At 40.0% G+C, this 17,630-nt stretch carries 12 protein-coding genes; 5 read left to right on the top strand and 7 right to left on the bottom strand.

Going from position 1 to position 17,630, the window contains the following annotated elements:
- Positions 1 to 10: 10 nt before the first annotated feature.
- From J0X13_RS07400 to J0X13_RS07385, 4 genes are all read left to right on the top strand, one after another.
- Complete coding sequence (locus tag J0X13_RS07400) at positions 11 to 1,888, top strand: RagB/SusD family nutrient uptake outer membrane protein (RefSeq protein WP_207070767.1); 1,878 nt, start codon at positions 11 to 13, stop codon at positions 1,886 to 1,888.
- Between the two features lie 116 nt (positions 1,889 to 2,004).
- On the top strand, positions 2,005 to 5,319 hold the full coding sequence (locus J0X13_RS07395) for a VCBS repeat-containing protein (RefSeq protein WP_207070766.1): 3,315 nt from the start codon (positions 2,005 to 2,007) through the stop codon (positions 5,317 to 5,319).
- Positions 5,303 to 6,685, top strand: a complete 1,383-nt coding sequence (locus tag J0X13_RS07390; RefSeq protein WP_242535638.1) for a vanadium-dependent haloperoxidase — start codon at positions 5,303 to 5,305, stop codon at positions 6,683 to 6,685. The genes J0X13_RS07395 and J0X13_RS07390 overlap by 17 nt, the downstream gene beginning before the upstream one ends.
- Positions 6,658 to 8,367: a CRTAC1 family protein gene (locus J0X13_RS07385; RefSeq protein ID WP_242535637.1), complete on the top strand. Its 1,710-nt coding sequence runs from the start codon at positions 6,658 to 6,660 to the stop codon at positions 8,365 to 8,367. The genes J0X13_RS07390 and J0X13_RS07385 overlap by 28 nt, the downstream gene beginning before the upstream one ends.
- A gap of 69 nt (positions 8,368 to 8,436) precedes the next feature.
- On the opposite strand, the gene galK is transcribed toward J0X13_RS07385, so the two are convergent.
- Positions 8,437 to 9,576 (bottom strand): galactokinase, encoded by a 1,140-nt coding sequence (gene galK / locus J0X13_RS07380; RefSeq protein WP_207070765.1) that lies wholly within the window; start codon positions 9,574 to 9,576, stop codon positions 8,437 to 8,439.
- Between the two features lie 422 nt (positions 9,577 to 9,998).
- Here galK and J0X13_RS07375 point away from each other — a divergent pair, with 422 nt between their 5' ends.
- The gene (locus J0X13_RS07375) at positions 9,999 to 10,895 is read left to right on the top strand and encodes a 3-keto-disaccharide hydrolase (RefSeq protein ID WP_242535636.1); all 897 of its coding nucleotides are present in this window, start codon (positions 9,999 to 10,001) and stop codon (positions 10,893 to 10,895) included.
- Positions 10,896 to 11,060: 165 nt separating this feature from the next.
- On the opposite strand, the gene J0X13_RS07370 is transcribed toward J0X13_RS07375, so the two are convergent.
- The 6 genes from J0X13_RS07370 to J0X13_RS07345 form a co-directional block, all read right to left on the bottom strand.
- Positions 11,061 to 11,819: a type 1 glutamine amidotransferase domain-containing protein gene (locus J0X13_RS07370; protein ID WP_207070764.1), complete on the bottom strand. Its 759-nt coding sequence runs from the start codon at positions 11,817 to 11,819 to the stop codon at positions 11,061 to 11,063.
- 314 nt (positions 11,820 to 12,133) lie between these two features.
- Positions 12,134 to 13,252 carry a DJ-1/PfpI family protein gene (locus tag J0X13_RS07365; RefSeq protein WP_207070763.1) on the bottom strand — a complete coding sequence of 373 codons (1,119 nt, stop codon included), beginning with the start codon at positions 13,250 to 13,252 and terminating at the stop codon, positions 12,134 to 12,136.
- A 96-nt stretch (positions 13,253 to 13,348) separates the two neighbouring features.
- Positions 13,349 to 13,885, bottom strand: coding sequence for an NADPH-dependent FMN reductase (locus J0X13_RS07360; protein WP_207070762.1), 537 nt, complete (start codon positions 13,883 to 13,885; stop codon positions 13,349 to 13,351).
- A gap of 175 nt (positions 13,886 to 14,060) precedes the next feature.
- Positions 14,061 to 14,432, bottom strand: a complete 372-nt coding sequence (locus J0X13_RS07355; protein WP_207070761.1) for a DoxX family protein — start codon at positions 14,430 to 14,432, stop codon at positions 14,061 to 14,063.
- 23 nt (positions 14,433 to 14,455) lie between these two features.
- Entirely contained in the window at positions 14,456 to 15,097 is a 642-nt protein-coding gene (locus tag J0X13_RS07350) for a hypothetical protein (RefSeq protein WP_207070760.1), read from the bottom strand.
- 204 nt (positions 15,098 to 15,301) lie between these two features.
- On the bottom strand, positions 15,302 to 17,629 hold the full coding sequence (locus J0X13_RS07345; RefSeq protein ID WP_207070759.1) for a DUF5916 domain-containing protein: 2,328 nt from the start codon (positions 17,627 to 17,629) through the stop codon (positions 15,302 to 15,304).
- Between the last annotated feature and the right edge of the window lies 1 nt (position 17,630).

The following is a 17,630-nucleotide window of genomic DNA, read 5'->3' as shown; positions in this document are numbered from 1 at the left end:
TTTGATTGTTATGAAGAATATAAAACTCTATACAATATTGATTGCGGCAATGGCGATCGTACCCATATCTTGTTCAGAAGATTATCTTGAAACCAAACCTTTGGACAAAGTTTCCTCGGATGCGACCTGGGGAGATGGAGCACTCTCAGAAGCCTTTGTCTTCGGTGTATATTCCCATTTGAACTATGGTGGATTTGAAGAAGAAGGGTTGGCTTCATTGACCGATGAGGCCATGTTTACCCACTCAGGAAGGGGTATTAATGTCATCAACGAGGGTACGCTCTCCCCAACAGGTACGGGGAATGTCAATATTATTCCGCAATGGGACGAGCTTTTTTCGGCGATAAGACAAGCCAACATTGCTATTGCAGAACTTCCCAATGCCACTTTTGGAGATGATGGTCTTAGGGATCGATTGTTGGGGGAATCCTATTTTCTTAGAGCCTATTATTACCACCAAGTTGTAAGATATTATGGAAGTTCGCCGATTATTGACAAGCCCTATGGACTGGACGAAGACTATGCTATTGCCCGAGGCACCTATGAGGAAAATATCAACTTTATTTTGAGTGATCTCGATCAGGCCATTGCCTTGCTCAAAGATAAAGGTGCTACACCAGGAAGGGCTTCAGACCTTAGTGCTATGGGCTTGAAATCCAGAGTGCTGTTGTACGCGGCCAGTGACTTAAGGCACGGTCCCACTGTTTCTGCGCAATCCTCGGCTCATGGAAGCTACGGGAACTTGGAACTGGTAGCCTATACCTCCGGGGACCGAGCATCCCGGTGGAATGCGGCTAAGGTCGCTTCGAAAGCCTTGTTGGATGCTACCACGGGCTATAAATTGGATTTATCCGGCCCGGTGAGTCCTGAAGAAGGAGAAGCAAATTATGTAGCCCTTTCCATGGGAGGCGGCAGTGGAGCTGCAGATGCGGCGGCACATACCGATATACTTTTTGAAAGGACGCATAGTGCTCTTTATACTGTAGAAAGCAACTGGCCTCTTGGGGGTATTCACCAAGGTATCAATAATGGCCCCAACGGTTATCATAACTGGGCGGGAAACACCCCGATTCAACAATTGGTCGATGATTATGAAATGATGGACGGTTCCAAGTTTGACTGGGAAAACCCGGAGCACGCAGCTGCACCTTACACGGACAGAGACCCAAGATTCTATGCGACCATCCTATACGATGGTGCCGATTGGAAACCTCGTCCAAGTGATGTTGTATCCATTGATCCTTATGACCAAATACAGACCGGAACCTATGATGATGGTGCCGGTGGCACTATAGCTGGTGTTGACACAAGAAATTCGGTTATAGAGAACTGGAATGGTTCCAGAACTGGATATTATGTGCGTAAATTTATCGACCCCGATCCATCTGTACCAGACAATATGTCCAGTGCACAATTGGTTCCATGGCCATTTATCCGTTACACTGAGATTGCTTTGAATTATATAGAAGCGTGTTTGGAAACCGGTGATGAGGCCGAGGCCACACTATGGTTGAACAGAATTAGATATAGAGCAGGTATGCCCGCGGTTTCGGCTACCGGAAGCGAACTTGTGGAACTCTACCGAAATGAGCGAAGAATTGAGTTGGCGTATGAGGAACAACGGTATTTTGATGCCCGTAGATGGTTGATAGCTCCGGAAACTTTGGGTAGGGGAATCAAAGTAATCAAGGTGACCGCCACACTGAAAACAGGCGCTACGCCACACGTACCTTATAGATATGACCCAGAGGTTTATGATTATACTTACAATGTAGTGGACAATACGGAGAACGAAACAAGGACATGGGAAGATAAAATGTATTTTATGCCCATTAGTAGAGACGAAATTAACCGTAACGAATTGTTGGTTCAAAACCCTGGTTATTAATTGTATGGGTAAAGAATTAGTCCAAACGGTTAGAGTTTGTTAGTTTTAATTACGATAGAGTCCTACCTTTAAAGGTAGGACTCTTGCTTTAAGGACTTAGAAACAAAATTGATACCATGAAGTATTGTTTGTTATGCGTACTGTTGTTGACCTGTATTGTAGGATGCAATAATAGTGGAGATGGGCCCACCGTAAATAGCCCTACGATATTCCAATCCGTTCCTCCTGAGTCTTCAGGTATCACTTTTCAGAACACTTTACAGGAAGGCCCAAACCTGAATGTTTTGATGTACGAGTATCTGTACAATGGGGCAGGTGTGGCAGCAACGGACCTCAATAGCGATGGTTTGGTAGACCTTTATTTTACATCCAATGCAGGGCCAAATAAATGCTATCTGAACATGGGTGGGATGAAATTCAGCGATATTACCGACCAGGCGCATGTAGCGGGAAGGAACGGGCCATGGAAAACAGGAATTACAGCTGCTGATGTCAATGGTGATGGAAGAATGGACCTTTACCTTTGTTATTCGGGAGCATTGCCCCCTGAAAAGAGAACGAACCAATTGTTCATCAATATGGGAAATGACCCCAACGGAGTGCCCATTTTTGAAGAACGGGCGAAACAATATGGTCTGGACAGCAATGCATTTAGTAACCAAGGGTATTTTTTTGATTACGACCGCGATGGTGATCTTGATATGATTCTTTTGAACCATAACCCAAAATCATTGCCTGTTCTAAACGTTTCCAATACCAAAAGGTTTTTGGAAATGGACGATCCTTTACAGGGAATAAGGCTGTTTCAGCAAAATAAGGGTCATTTCTCGGATGTAACGGTGGAGGCGGGCATAAGTGGTTCTGCTCTTACTTACGGATTGGGCATCGGCATAGGGGATTTTAACGATGATGGTTGGTCCGACTTTTATGTGTCCAATGATTATGCTGTACCGGATTACCTTTATATCAACCAAAAGGACGGAACCTTTGTAAACAGGTTAAAGGAACAATTGGGCCATACGAGTCATTTCTCCATGGGAAATGATATTGCGGATATAAATAATGATGGCTTAGAGGATATATTCACCCTTGATATGTTGCCAGAGGACAATCGGCGGCAAAAGCTACTGCTGTCACCGGACAATTATGATAAGTTCTATCTGAATGTCCGAAGTGGTTTTCATTATCAATACATGCGCAATATGCTCCAGGTCAATAATGGGAATGGAAGTTTCAGTGAAATTGGACAATTGGCCGGGATTTCAAATACCGATTGGAGTTGGGCAGCCCTTTGGGCGGACTATGACAATAATGGTTGGAAGGATCTTTTTGTGACCAATGGGTACCTTCGTGATTACACCAATTTGGACTTTATTGACTACATGGACAATTTTGTACAATCCAAAGGTAGGCTCAAAAGGAAGGATGTTCTGGAACTTATTGAAAAAATGCCTTCTTCCAAACTTAGTAATTACCTTTTTAGCCATAATGGGACCAATGATTTTACCAATGCGACCCGCCAATTTGGACTTGATGAGCCTGCCAATAGCAATGGAGCTGCCTATGCCGATCTGGACAATGATGGGGATTTGGATTTGGTGGTCAACAACATAAATAAACCCGCTTCCCTATATGTAAATAACACAGAGTCCAAAGACACGCACTTTATACAAATAAAGTTGGAGGGTAATAAGGGGAATACCCAAGGGATAGGCACAAAGGTCACTCTCTATCAGGATTCTTTACAACAGACCTTGGTTCAAATGCCTACAAGGGGTTACCTATCTACCATATCCCCAATTCTTCATTTTGGTTTGGGACATAACAAGAAAGTCGATTCCGTTAAAGTACGCTGGAATAGTGGGGGCGAGGAAACGATCCTTGAAGTGGAAGCTGATGGATTAATGGTTCTTAAAGAGGGAAATGCCATTCGGCGAACTAAGGATTTCACCGATAAACAAACCTTGTTGACCGAGATGAAACCTCCTTTAAAGTTTACCGATACATCAAACGATGTGAATGATTTTAAACGTCAGGCCCTACTTATTTCACAATTTTCCCATAAGACACCGGTAATGGCCAAAGGAGATATTAACAATGATGGCCTGGACGATATATTTATCGGGGGATCCAAAGGAGAACCTGCACAAGTTTTCATGCAAAGGACCGATGGAGGCTTCCAGAAAAATCCAGTGGATGTTTTTTCGAAGCAAATCGGGTTCCACGATAGTGATGCGGCCATTTTTGATGCCAACGGGGACGGATTTCTCGATATTTATGTGGCCAGTGGAGGATACCATAATTTCAGTGGTTCCGATCCAATGTTACAAGATCGTTTGTATCTAGGAAATGGAAAAGGGGAGTTTACCGATGCACAAGGAAACCTACCCAAAATGCCAACTCAAAGCGGGACCGTGAGTGTTGGTGATATTGATGGGGATGGTGACCTGGATATTTTTGTGGGAGGTAGGGTAGTTCCTGGAAGGTATCCGGAAAGTCCAAGAAGCTATATTTTGGAAAATGACGGTAACGCCCATTTTACGGATGTTACGCAAAAGGTGTGTCCCGAGTTGAAAAACTCCGGTATGATATCCGATGCCGTTTGGTTGGATATTGATAAGAATGGCGACAAAGACCTAGTGGTTGTCGGCGAATGGATGCCCATTAGTATTTACATGAACAGATCTGGGGTACTTACGGAAGAATCGGATAAGTATATTGACAAAAAATACTATGGTCTGTGGAACTCAATAGATGTTGGTGATTTTAATGGGGACGGCTTGCCCGACCTTATGCTGGGCAACCTTGGGACCAACTCACAATTCAAGGCATCGGAAGAGGAACCTGCGCAATTATATTATGCAGATTATGATAAAAACGGATCAATTGACCCCATACTCAATTTTTACATTCAAGGAAAGGCTTATCCCTACGTTACCCGAAATGAACTATTGGGTCAACTCGCAAATCTTCGCTCACGGTTTACCACCTATGAGAGTTTTGCAGATGCCACTATGAAGGATATTTTTACGCCCGAAGAGTTGGTAAACTCTACGAAATTGACCGTAGACCATTTGCGCACTTCTTTGTTATTGAGTTCCCCGAGTGGTATGTTTTCAATGGCTGAGCTGCCTGAACAAGCACAGTACTCATGTGTGTACAGGTCAGTTATCGAAGACTTTGACCATGATGGAAACCTTGATATATTGTTGTTGGGCAACAATGGGTATTTCAAGCTAAGACTTGGAAAATTTGATGCCAATTATGGAACACTTCTTTTGGGTGATGGCCAAGGGTCTTTCAGTTATGTTCCACAGACAGAATCCGGTTTACATATCACGGGCGATGTTAGAAGTTCGGTTCTTATAGGTCATACACTATTGCTCGGTATTTCAGGAAAGGATTTAAAAGCATATGAGTTCAAAAAATAATAATGTTGCCATGGGTAGCCGACATGTTTCTTGGTTTATAGATATCGTTGCCATATTTATTTTGATATCGGGATGTTCAACGGATAATAGTAGGGTTTCAGAAACAGAAGTGGTTTTGAAATGGGCGGATATGACCAATCATATTACCCGATACACCCCCTCAAACTCACCAACATTTGCGTCTAGGGCCTATGCATATATTGCATTGACCATGTATGAGTCGGTTGTTCATGGTTTCCCTGATCACAATTCCATGGTAGGTCAATTAAACGGACTGGATTCTTTACCAAAGCCCGATCTAAAACAAGACTACAATTGGGTCTTGTCCATGAATGCGGCCCAATCACGAATTATCAAGAGTATTTATCAGCAAACATCCGATGAAAATAAACTAAAGATTGATTCTCTTGAACAGGTAATTTTTGAACATTTCTCAGATACATTGTCCCAAGATCTTGTGGATCGTTCCATAAAATATGGTGAACGCGTTGCCAATGCTATTTTTGAATGGTCAAAAACAGATGGGGGTCACCGTGGTTATCTGAAAAATTTTGATAAGAACATGGTGCATCCCGATTTCCCAGGCTCATGGAAGCCCCCCCTGTATGCCCAATCCTTTAGTCATTATCCATTACATCCACATTGGGGGGAAAACAGGACTTTTGTTAAAGCCAATCGGGAAATTCCGGAGCCTTATATGATCCCATACGATACCGTTCCCGGTTCTCCATATTATAATCAATTTATGGAGGTGTACACAAAAGAACAGACCTTGACCCGAAAGGAAAAGGAAGCTGCTATTTGGTGGGGAGATGACCCGGATGTTACTTTTACGCCCCCGGGGCATTCCTACTATATAGCGACCCTCGTTGTGGGAGAGAAAAACCCAGATTTGATCATGGCTTCAGAAGTTTTTGCCAAAACGGCCATGGCCGTGGCGGATGCTTTCATAAAATGTTGGGAGTGGAAATACCATTTCTTTTCAGAGCGAGCAAACACTTATATACCAAAATTTATAGATGCTGAATGGGAGTCTTTTTGGCCAGACCCTCCCTTTCCAGCTTTCCCTTCGGGTCATGCCATCCAAGCGGCATCCGCGGCAACAGTACTTGAAAATACATTTGGTGAACAGTTTGTGTTTACGGACAGGGCCCATGAGGGGCGAGAACGTGATGAGGTGAGGGATACGGATTTTGTGGTGCGGACATTCGATACATTCTGGGCGTTTGCACAAGAGACTGCAGATTCGAGATTCTACGGTGGAATCCATACTCCTCAAGACAATGAGGTTGGACTAGAAATGGGCAAGACTATTGCCAGCAATGTTATTGCATTGGAATGGAAAAAGCAAAAGACCGCGAAATGAATCAAATAAACAGTAATATATTTTCCATTGTATTCTTTTTTATGGTAGTAGGAGTCTCCGGGCAAACAAGGTTTACGGATGTTACCAAGGATGCTGGGATAGAACATGTGTTTCTAGTGTATGAGGGGACTTTTGGTGGTGGGGCCACAGTGTTCGATGTGAACAACGATGGTTTTGAAGATATTTTCATTACCAGTGGTATGTCCAAAGATGCTCTTTACATTAATAATGGTGATGGAACATTTCTAGATATTTATGATAGGTCGGGGCTGGACATTAGTAAAAACTACGTGACCCAAGGGGCTGTTAGTGCCGATGTGAATCGTGATGGCCATCGGGACCTCTTTATTACAACGATCAACACTACCGATGGAAGCCAAAAAATCCCGAGGGCAAAAAACTTATTGTTCCTGAACAATGGTGATTCAACGTTTACGGATGCTACTGAAGCGTTCGGTCTACAAGACCTAAATTCATTTAGTACCGGACCTAGTTTTGGGGATTTCAATGCGGATGGTTATCCCGATCTTTACATAGGCAACTACTTTCAAAACTTTGAAGGGAAACTCGGCATAATCAAGGATGCAACCATTGTAAGTGCCAACCAAACTGCGAAAGGATATCTTCTGATCAATAGAGAAGGAAAAAGATTTGAAAATGTTTACGAGGAATATAATCTTGACCACAAGGGTTTTGGTTTTGGGGGTGTTTTTACAGACTTTGACAATGATGGGGATCAAGACCTTCTCGTCAATCAAGATTTTGGATATAAAGCCGTACCTAACCTACTATATGAAAATCAATATCCCAAAAACCGGTTTGAAGATGTGGGTAAGGAAAAGGAAATGGACCTTAAGATCAATGCAATGGGGTCGGCTGTGGGTGATTATGACAATGATGGTGATATGGACTATTATGTCACGAACATCAAATTCAACCAATTTATGGTCAATCAAGGTCCAGATGGTGTGTTTGTTGATCGTTCCAAGGAATTGGGTACATACTCGTTGGCTATAAGTTGGGGAGCCAATTTTGCAGATTTTGATCTGGACGGGGATTTGGACCTATATGTGTCCAACGGAGATTTGAACCCCAATTGTGTCCCTATGGGCAATTTTTATTTTGAAAATAATCAAGGGGTTTTTACGGATAAAGGGCGTATGACCAAATCAAATGACTATGGAGTGGGAAGGGGATCTGTTGTTTTTGATTACGATAACGACGGGGATTTGGACATACTTGTCGTGAACCAAAAGCCCATTTATGAGTATCCTGTGGAATCCACCACAAAACTATTGCGGAACGATACTCCCAAAGGTAATTATCTTAAGGTGGCATTAAACGGTATCTCCGCAGAAAAAAATGGTATCGGTTCAAGGGTAGCTGTTGTAAGTGGAGGAAATCGGATGATACGTGAAATTGACGGGGGCGGCTCCAGCCATATATCTCAAAACTCGACGATAGCACATTTTGGATTGGGTGCAAACACAGAGGTGGATTCCATAATTGTGACATGGACGGGCGGAAAGGAACAATTGATAGTAAATGCGCCCATTAACACTTTGGTAACTCTAGTGGAGCGTCCGGATGATCCCGATTACTTTGTATATTTTATAAGTATCGGACTTGTAGCGCTGTTGACATTGCTCCTGATTTATTTCAAAAAACGCAAAAGGGTTTAAAATATGCGGTGGATAGATTTAATAACCTGCCAATAAAAAGTTCTTGGAAGAATCGCTATTGGATTGCTTTTACAAGATTGCTGTGCCATTGCTGGGAACAGTTGTGAAATATGTCAGTTCCAACGAAAATTGCTTTTTATAAGCCTTACTGATTTTGTCAATAAAACTTTCAAGGGCATTCTCATGTACTATGTTTAGGGTGCATCCACCAAAACCACCACCTACCATGCGAGCTCCAAGTATTTCATTCCAGTCTTTTGAAAAATCAACTAAGAAATCAAGTTCAGGACAGCTTACCTGATATTTATATCGTAACCCCTCATGTGTTTCGTACAATAATTGCCCAAACTTTTCAAGGTCTTTTTTTTGCAATGCCTCAACAGCTTTTAAAACCCTGGCATTTTCTTCTATGACATAACTGCATCTGTTGTAAATGGTTTTTCCCAGTTCTTTTTTACATTGATCAATCAATGATTTGGTCATGCTCCTAAACGTAATTCCATAACCAAATTTTTTTTGAAGTATGCCCAACCCTTTTTCACATTGCCTTCTTCGAATATTATACTCACTCGAAACTAGATTGTGTGCAATATTGGTGTTCAATAACAGTAAACGGTAAGGCGCAATATCTATTGGGATATATTTAAAATCCAAGGTCATGCAATCCAATAACATTACATTGTCTTTTTTTCCCATCACCGATGCAAATTGATCCATGATACCACATTTGGTACCGACGAAATCGTGTTCTGCAGTTTGGGATAATTTAATGATATCCCATTTTTCCAGCCCAAGTTCAAATAACGCATTCAATCCATAAGCAAGACCACATTCCAGGGCTGCGGAGGAACTCACCCCCGATCCTGTAGGAAGATGGCTTTCAATAATGCAATCAAAGCCTTTTAATTTGTCGGTGCGCAGTGATATTTCATGAAGGACCCCTAATATATAGTTTTCCCATCCATCTTGTTTCTTGGTGATGGAATCCAATTCAAATTCAAGCATATCTCCATACCCCTCACTATAGACCCTACAGGTTTTTTCGGTGCCGTTCTTTCCTAATTTAAAAGTAATGGTTTTATCGATTGCAGCAGGTAATACATAACCGTTGTTGTAATCCGTGTGTTCGCCTATGATATTAATTCTTCCAGGGGATGTGACCGTTAAGTCGGTTTTGAGGCGATTTGAAAAGATATGTTTTTCTATCAAAATTGGATATATAAAAAAGTCACTTTGAACATCTTTACGCTTTTGGTTAACCAACAAAAAGAATTCAACTAAAGTGGGGTTGAACCTTTCCTGTAGATATACTGGACCTATACTGTGACAAGATTTCAGGATGTTCCTGAAAATTAATTCAAATTTACAAAATACTTATTTTCCTATTGGAAAATAAGATATAAAAATTCTGATTTATAATAGGGCCGATTGGTTTTTTTAATAAATAGAATATAGTCTTTGACTGTTTACCACCATAATATCAATATTTGGTCCCAAATTTCATTTGTAGGACCCAAAAAGACTGGAATCATTACTCGTGGAAAAAAAATTGGGGTAAATTGGCTCTCATGGATAAATTTTAGGAGACCTTTAATATGTAAAGAGATTCTTTATATTCCAAAACCTTGATAATGATGAAACCTAAACCAATCGATACCTTATCTAGCTTAAAACAGCTAACATTAATTGCTTCAGTTTTAGCTCTTGTTTTCTTCTCAAACTGTACCCCTGAAAAAAGTAATTCCGATAAGGAAGAATGGGTCGCATTATTTGATGGAACCAATTATCAAGATTGGACACCTAAATTCACAGGCTACCCCCTTGGAGAAAATTACAATGGCTCCTTTGTTTTCAAAGACAGCCTTTTAAGCGTCAGGTATCAGGAAAAAGATACCTTTAATGGCACCTTTGGTCATTTGTTCTACAAAAAGAAGTTTTCATATTACAAGCTAAAAGCGACCTATCGTTTTGTTGGAGAGCAAATGTCGGGAGGACCCGAATGGGCCATTCGCAACAATGGTTTAATGCTGCATTGCCAAGATCCTAAAACTATGGGAGTTGATCAAGATTTCCCCATTTCCTTGGAATTACAACTCCTTGGCGGTGATGGTGTACATGATCGAACCAATGGTAATTTATGTACACCTGGGACCAATGTGGTCATCAATGATTCGTTGATTGTGGACCATTGCATTTCCTCTACTTCAAAGACCTATCCCGGTGATGGGTGGGTGACCATTGAAGCACTGGTTCTAGGTGATTCGATAATGCAACATATCTTGGACAACAAAGTTGTGTTGGAATATGCTAAGCCAACTATTGGTGGTGGCATGGTTGAAGGTTATCTGGAAAGTGCGTATGAGGAGGGCAAACCTGTAGGGGAAGGTTATATTTCAATTCAGGCGGAGACCGCTCCCATCGATTTTAAATCCATTGAGTTATTGGATCTATGTGGCTGTACAGATAAAAAGGCAAAGAATTATAAATCTTATTATGTGAAATCGGATAATTCAGAATGCATTTACTAGGCTGTGCATAACCAAAAATGATTCAATTATTGGGTCACTTAAAATCAATCTTTCATTACCAGTCGCTACAGAAAGGTCAGGGGAATTTTTAATTTTTCTATCAAATTCATTTAAGGTAATTGGAATCGTTTATTTGAGCTTTCTTTTGATTCAGCTCTTTGTTGGCTATTGGTTTTTTTCAATTTCATTTATCATTTCTTTTGCCACAATAGCTGAAGAGGGAAGAAACATGGTCGTTACAATTCTTTTGTCAATTACTACGTCATGTTTATCGTTCAAATCACTTTTGGTTTGAAATAGGGCTCCATTCGCTCTTAATTGATCCTCCAGCATCACAGGCAATAAACTTCCTTCCTTGGCCCAACTTTTGGTCACTTCAGTAGAATTTGGAAACCCGGTCACTTTTTTATCCTTAACCATATAATCACCATTGGCAAGTTTGACATTTGCAAAGGCACCAGGACCATGTCCGCAACCCCCGACTATTCCTCCATTTTCATAAATATCAGCGATTATTGCTAATACATTTTCATTGTTGGCAACATCAAATAAGGGTCCATAGCCACCGCCAATAAAAACGGCTTTGTAGTTTTTGTAATCTACCAAATCGGGTGTTAACGAATTTTCAACATTACCATTGAAGTTTTCATACTTAATGGCATAACTACTTATTCCAATAGGATCCATGGAAAAAGGTACTTTTCCACCTGTAGGCGAAACAAAATCCACTTGGTATCCATGGGAAACGAAAATGTGATAAGGAGGAGCTACTTCCCAAAGGTTGTTCCCTGCAAAGTGTTTTTCAGGGTCTCCCATGTCCTCTGTATTTGAAACTACAATCAATATGCTTCCCTTTTCATTTCTGGTATTGGTACAAGAAATGAAAAATAATACTATCAATAATGCTAAGAATTCTTTTTTCATTTTTACTGAATTAGGGTTTAAACCATTTCATTTTTACGATACGTGGCTTTCTCAAAAACTCCTTATGTTTATGGAAACAACAGGAACCTACTATTACAAAATGGGGTGTAATTTCCTCTTTTTATTTTCCCAACGCTTTCGTCAATAAGAACTTTAATATGTTTTTAAAAATGCCTTAAAGGATAAAAGGAATGGGATCATGGTTTCATTCCTAAACTTACAGTTTAAAACAATAATCCCACACTTGTATTTCAGAATTCGCTTTCAGTTTAAAATCCTGTCTATCAATACAAAGCTGAAGAAAATATTGGTTTTCAGCTTATAGTTTCAAGCAGTTTTTCAGCTTGTTCCTTTAGTAAATTTTTAGCGGTCAAATCATTCAAAATACTTCTGGCCTTCTCGTTTCTATCCAAGGATATATAGGTTTTGGCCAATAACAGCTGTAGGTTTTCATTGAAAAAGTGTGGCGAGGTCAACTCAACCAAAGCAACTCCTTTCAATAACTCATCTTTGTTTTCGGTGGAAGCTAAAATTTTATAATATCCGTAGGCTGCTATCAATGGCATGTCATATTTGGCTTTGTTTTTGGCCAGTTCCTCTTCGGCCCATGCAATGGTCTTTGTTTTATCCAATAACTCCTGCATCAAATAGGCACTTCTTTCATCGTTGTACAATTCTCTTTTGACTGGTGTAAGTCCCAAAGATGATACGACAGCTTCAGCAGATCTTGTTGTTGAAAATGGATTTTGACCGGTAACAAACTTTCCCGATACAACAACTTTGGACAGCATGAAGTCCGTTTGCTTGAAAATGGCTCCCCTTGATTCCAATTTAGTTTCCAGACTGAAAGGAAACTCTTTAACCCATTTTTTTCCAAAAAGCTCCTCTTCTATATTGCAAAAACTTGTTAATTCTACGTCATTTATAATGTATTCATCACCGTTTTTGACATTAACGAAGGCTGCAGGTCCATGACAAACCGAGGAAATAACGGTATTGTCCCTATGGTACAAATTCAATACGATATCTTGAAGTGAAGGATCGTAAGGCAAATCGAACATGGCACCTTTTCCACCCACAATATAGATGGCATCATAGTCCACTGCATTTATATCGGCCGTAGCTTTGGTATGTTCCAATAAATTGAGGGCGTATTTGTCCTCTAAAAGTATTTTGTTGTAAGGTTTGTCCTTGTTGTATTTGTCCGCTTCTACCTTACCGCCTTTTGGGCTTGCTACATCTATGGCCAAATCATTGTTTTTAAAAATTAAATAGGCTTGGGAGAACTCGTCAAACTCGTAGCCTGGTCTTGCGGCCCCCATATCTTTTCCATAGCTGCTGACTACCATCAAGACTTTTTTCTTAACGTCGTTGGTTTGAGAAAAAAGCATGACAGGTAAAATAAATGCGATACTTAAAATAAGTTTTTTCATTTTTTGATTGTTTTGAATTGAATAAAGAACACGAATGGAGGACTTTTTTGTTACATCAAAAGTTTTCCATTCAAAGACAGATCGCAGGCGATTTTTTTATGATTCAATTGAGGTTTGAAATCTATAGACCTTGGAATGAATGTCTTCTTTCAAATTATGATCATTAATTTCCCCATTATTGAAATTATCATAGAAAGAAGGCAACGAAAAAGTATCCGTAATCCTGGCCCCCATAAACGGGAAGTAGCCACTTGCGGCCTGTAATACAGATGCTCCACCTCTGCCGCCAGGTGAGGTTGCCATCAACAGCATGGGTTTTTCCCTCCAGACCTTCATATTTACACGGGATAACCAATCCAAAGTATTTTTGAATACCGCTGCATAGGACCCATTATGTTCTGCCAGTGATACCATAAAACCATCGGCAGTATCAAATAATTCATCGAGCCTCTTAATGGCAGTCGGTATACTGTTTTCGGCTTCAAAATCAACGCCATAAATGGGCAATAAATAATTGTTGAGGTCAATGGAAATAATTTCTACATTCTCCAATAAACCAGTGGTATAGGTCAATAAACTTTTATTGATGGATTTTTGGCTGTTGCTTCCTGCAATTGTGATTATTTTTTTCATGATTATTGTTTTTTTTGAGATTAAACTATCGGTCGACCATTTTTCCATGTCATATATTTCCATGGTTAAGGAAAGACCGGTGATCAGAAGGGAATATTCGTTACATTCACTAGCTTGATCACCGAGCCAATTCACTTAAAACCCTGGGGACATTAAAACTTCGGAGATGTAACCACTATAATATTACTTTGAAATTTTTATCTGTAACCAGTAGAACCATACAAGCAATACAACAATATAGAGCTGTATAAAAGTATTCATAGTCATTATGTGCGAAATGCGTTATCAATGCACCAATTGCGAATGGCAATAACCATAAAGTCGATAGGTTTTTAACTTTATGCATCCAAAACCCAACAAGCAAACCAATTACTCCCAACAATTCACCATAACCAATGAATAAGGTCCATATTTTTCCGAAACCAAAATTGCTCATGTTTTCCATCATACTTTGTTTTTGGAAAACTTTAAAAAGACTTGCATATCCAAAGGCATAGATTAAATATGCATATGCTGCCCAATGTGAAACTCTTACTAAATTTTTCATAATGTTTAAGATTTAAAAATTGTTTATAAAGTTTTTCGGTAATACATACCGAGAGATGATTTTTCAATTGGATCGGGCCCATACTGGTCAAGGTCAACACCGATACCGAGTTGGTGCCCATTGAACGACACTCCTGCACGCAACTGCTGAAAGCTTCTGGAGTGCGTTTTAAATTTGTCCCAGATAGTTAAAAACTGTCCGTTCAACCAAAGGGAAACTTTGTCATTTACAGGTGAGTTGAACTGAAACTGTACAAAAGCTTCGGCATAGCCGGCTTTCTTTTGCTCAGAATGTCCAACCGTGGGAATAATTACAAATAACGCCCGTGAATTTTTTAATATGAGCCTTGCGGAAAGGCGTTCCGCATAACCGGCAAAACTGTTGTAATAAATAGATGGACCAACAGCAACACTCTTGTTAATGTTCCAGAACAATGTTGGTTGCACCCCTGCCTCATCAAAACCCGTGTTCGCTTCTTTATTGAATTTTTGAAAGAAAGCAAGGGTAGCAATGCTCAGCGTGTTTTTTTCATTGATCGGATAGTTTGAATAGAGTGTGAAGTCCGTCTTATCCAACCCTGTAAAGAGTTCAACTTGCGTGAATTGCGCATTCAAGTTGTTCGCAACCCCAAGAATAAATACTGAAATGATTACTACTTTTTCCATGCTCCAAAATTCCGATAGGGACACATGAAAAAAAATGAAGTAGTTTAAGACTTTTACCTTCGATTGACTTTGGAGATGATCTTATTCATGAATTCCGGGGGTAATGCCAATGTAGCCAGCCAAATCTTTTGAGTGATTCTAGATATTATTAGGGTACTTTTATTGAAGGCTGTAAACGGGTTTACTTCTGCTAAAAAGGAAATCCTAAAACTGCTTTAGAAGGGTTATCTTTCCGATAAATTGCCTATTGCCCTGTACTGGATCAAAGGTGGTGTCCCGCGTGTTGTTATAGACCAAATAAATGAAGGAGTTTGGTCTGTATTCCCAACTGAATCGAGCGTTCCATCTTCCTTGATCCGTAAAGGAATTGTATTGATAAAAAGTCGATAATTGAACTCTGGGATTTAGTGCTAATCTTAGACTACCTGTATATAAATCGGTTTTTAACATTTTATCCTCAATCCCTATATTTTGTAGATTATTATGTTCATAATCCAACGAAAGGGAAAAATGTGGAATTGGGGCGAATCGAGTTCCCACTGTTATGGATTGCCTTTTCCCATTGTAGAACTTGCCCCATTCAAACTTTCCAGATAGGGACAATTTTTTAGATCTATCGGAATTATAGTTGATAAATTGTCTCGTGTAAAAGTATCGATCTTGAGCAATGGAAAGCCCTAATGGTGCAAAATCAAAGTTGATATTCTGCCAGGTCGGGGTTATGGCATATTCCAAAAAGCTATTGTCCTTGAAAAAGACGTAAAAGGGAAATAGGTAAACGCTGGCCTGTTGAAATTTCTTTGGGTCTTTGAAGTCATGATAATAATTTGCAAAAAAGCCTGACTCCCAACGACGCACCCATGGCATGGCCTTGGGGCGTAATATAACATAATTGCTTAGATTGTGTTTTATGACATTGTTTTGGTAAACAAAGCCCATCGCTGGGTTGTAATCACTACTTACAAAATTGGATTTCCAGCGCCAAAACATTTTATTGGTGTTATATACTGCAGAAAATGTGCCGGCATAACCCCATGTGTCGGTAGCTTCGTCTTTGGATGCGGATGCAAGATATGATACCGTCCACTCATTTTTTGGTCGTATAAGACCATCTATGGTAACTGTCGTGTTGTTACTTTCATTTAAAGATAGTGAGGGTTTTTTTTCATCTAAACGGTGTGTCACCATCAAACCTATATTATTTTCATTGCCATAGTTTTGAAGATAACGAAACACTCCAAAGTTGGCAGCAGCCGATTCCTCAGTATCCCCTTGATGGACATATAATCCTGCTAAAGTTTTGTTTTCATCCCTATTGGTAAAACGTGCTCCAACATCAATAGGAGCTGGTGTGGCATCAAAGCCTCCGTCCAGACCTATTCGCCTACTGAAAAAAGGAATGACATCATAATCTGAGACACCTGCCCAAATCCCTGAATTTTCAAGAAAAAACTGTCTGCGTTCCGGGAAAAAAATATTGAACCGTTCTAAATTATTTACGGCTCTGTCCACATCAGCTTGGGCAAAATCAGTATTGATGGTTAAATCGACCACTGTATTTGGTGAAACTACCCATTTTACATCGCCACCAACTTTTACATTATTTTGTGAATCGACCACATGCGTGCCATTCGTGGATTCGTCAAATTCATATAACGTATAAGGTTCAATACGTAAGTTTGCTGAAGGAGGGGGTACTTCCAATCCTGTAAGTTTAGCTGCATAGGTCATTCTAAATTGAGAGAACGCTTGAGGGATGTTGGGGAAGACCGTCAACTCGTAATCCCTCCGCGCTAATCGAGAAAATGTAACCCCCCAATTTACGGGCTCTCCTTTTTCTGGTTCATCATACCTTAAAGACTTAAAAGGTATAGCAAATTCGGCATAATACCCTTGTTCAGTACGTTTTGTTCTCACCGTCCAAAGAGCGTTCCAATCAGCATCCACATAGGCATCGTTGAAACTTTGCAGATCTCGTTGATTGCCGTAAGGGGTAGTTTGAAATGATACTGCATATTGTTTGGTATTTTGGGCATCAATTTGGATACCGAAAATGTCGTTCTCCGTATAAGAAAAATCACGCCTTAAATCTTGAACCCGAATCCCTTTAACTCCCAAAGAATCTTTACAAAACGCACCGATATATAGGTTTTTATCGTCATACAGGATCCTTACTTCTGTCCTGTACTTGAAACTTTTGGATTGTACAGGTTCAATTTTAAAAAATTCGGATGTAATTGGCGCATTTTCCCAATCTGCTTCATTCAACTTGCCATCAATGGTTATAACCCCCGTAGTTTTAATGGCCACAATTTCCTTTGGATTTTCAGGAGGTGGAAAATTATCTGTTTCCTTTTCTTGTGCTCCACTGTTTATTGAGCAGACTAAAAATAGTACTGTAATTGTACATTTAAAGTTACTGAAGTCTCTTTTATCAAAACCAGAAAAGAGTTCAAGTTGTGTAAATTGCGCATTTAAGTTGTTCGCAACCCTAAGAATAAATACCGAAATGATGATTACTATTTTTTCCATG

This window comes from [Muricauda] lutisoli (nom. illeg.) (assembly GCF_017313105.1).
Classification (GTDB): Bacteria; Bacteroidota; Bacteroidia; order Flavobacteriales; family Flavobacteriaceae; genus Flagellimonas; species Flagellimonas lutisoli.
The sequence above is the reverse complement of the archived record's forward strand: the minus strand, read 5'-3'. Positions and strand labels throughout refer to the sequence as shown.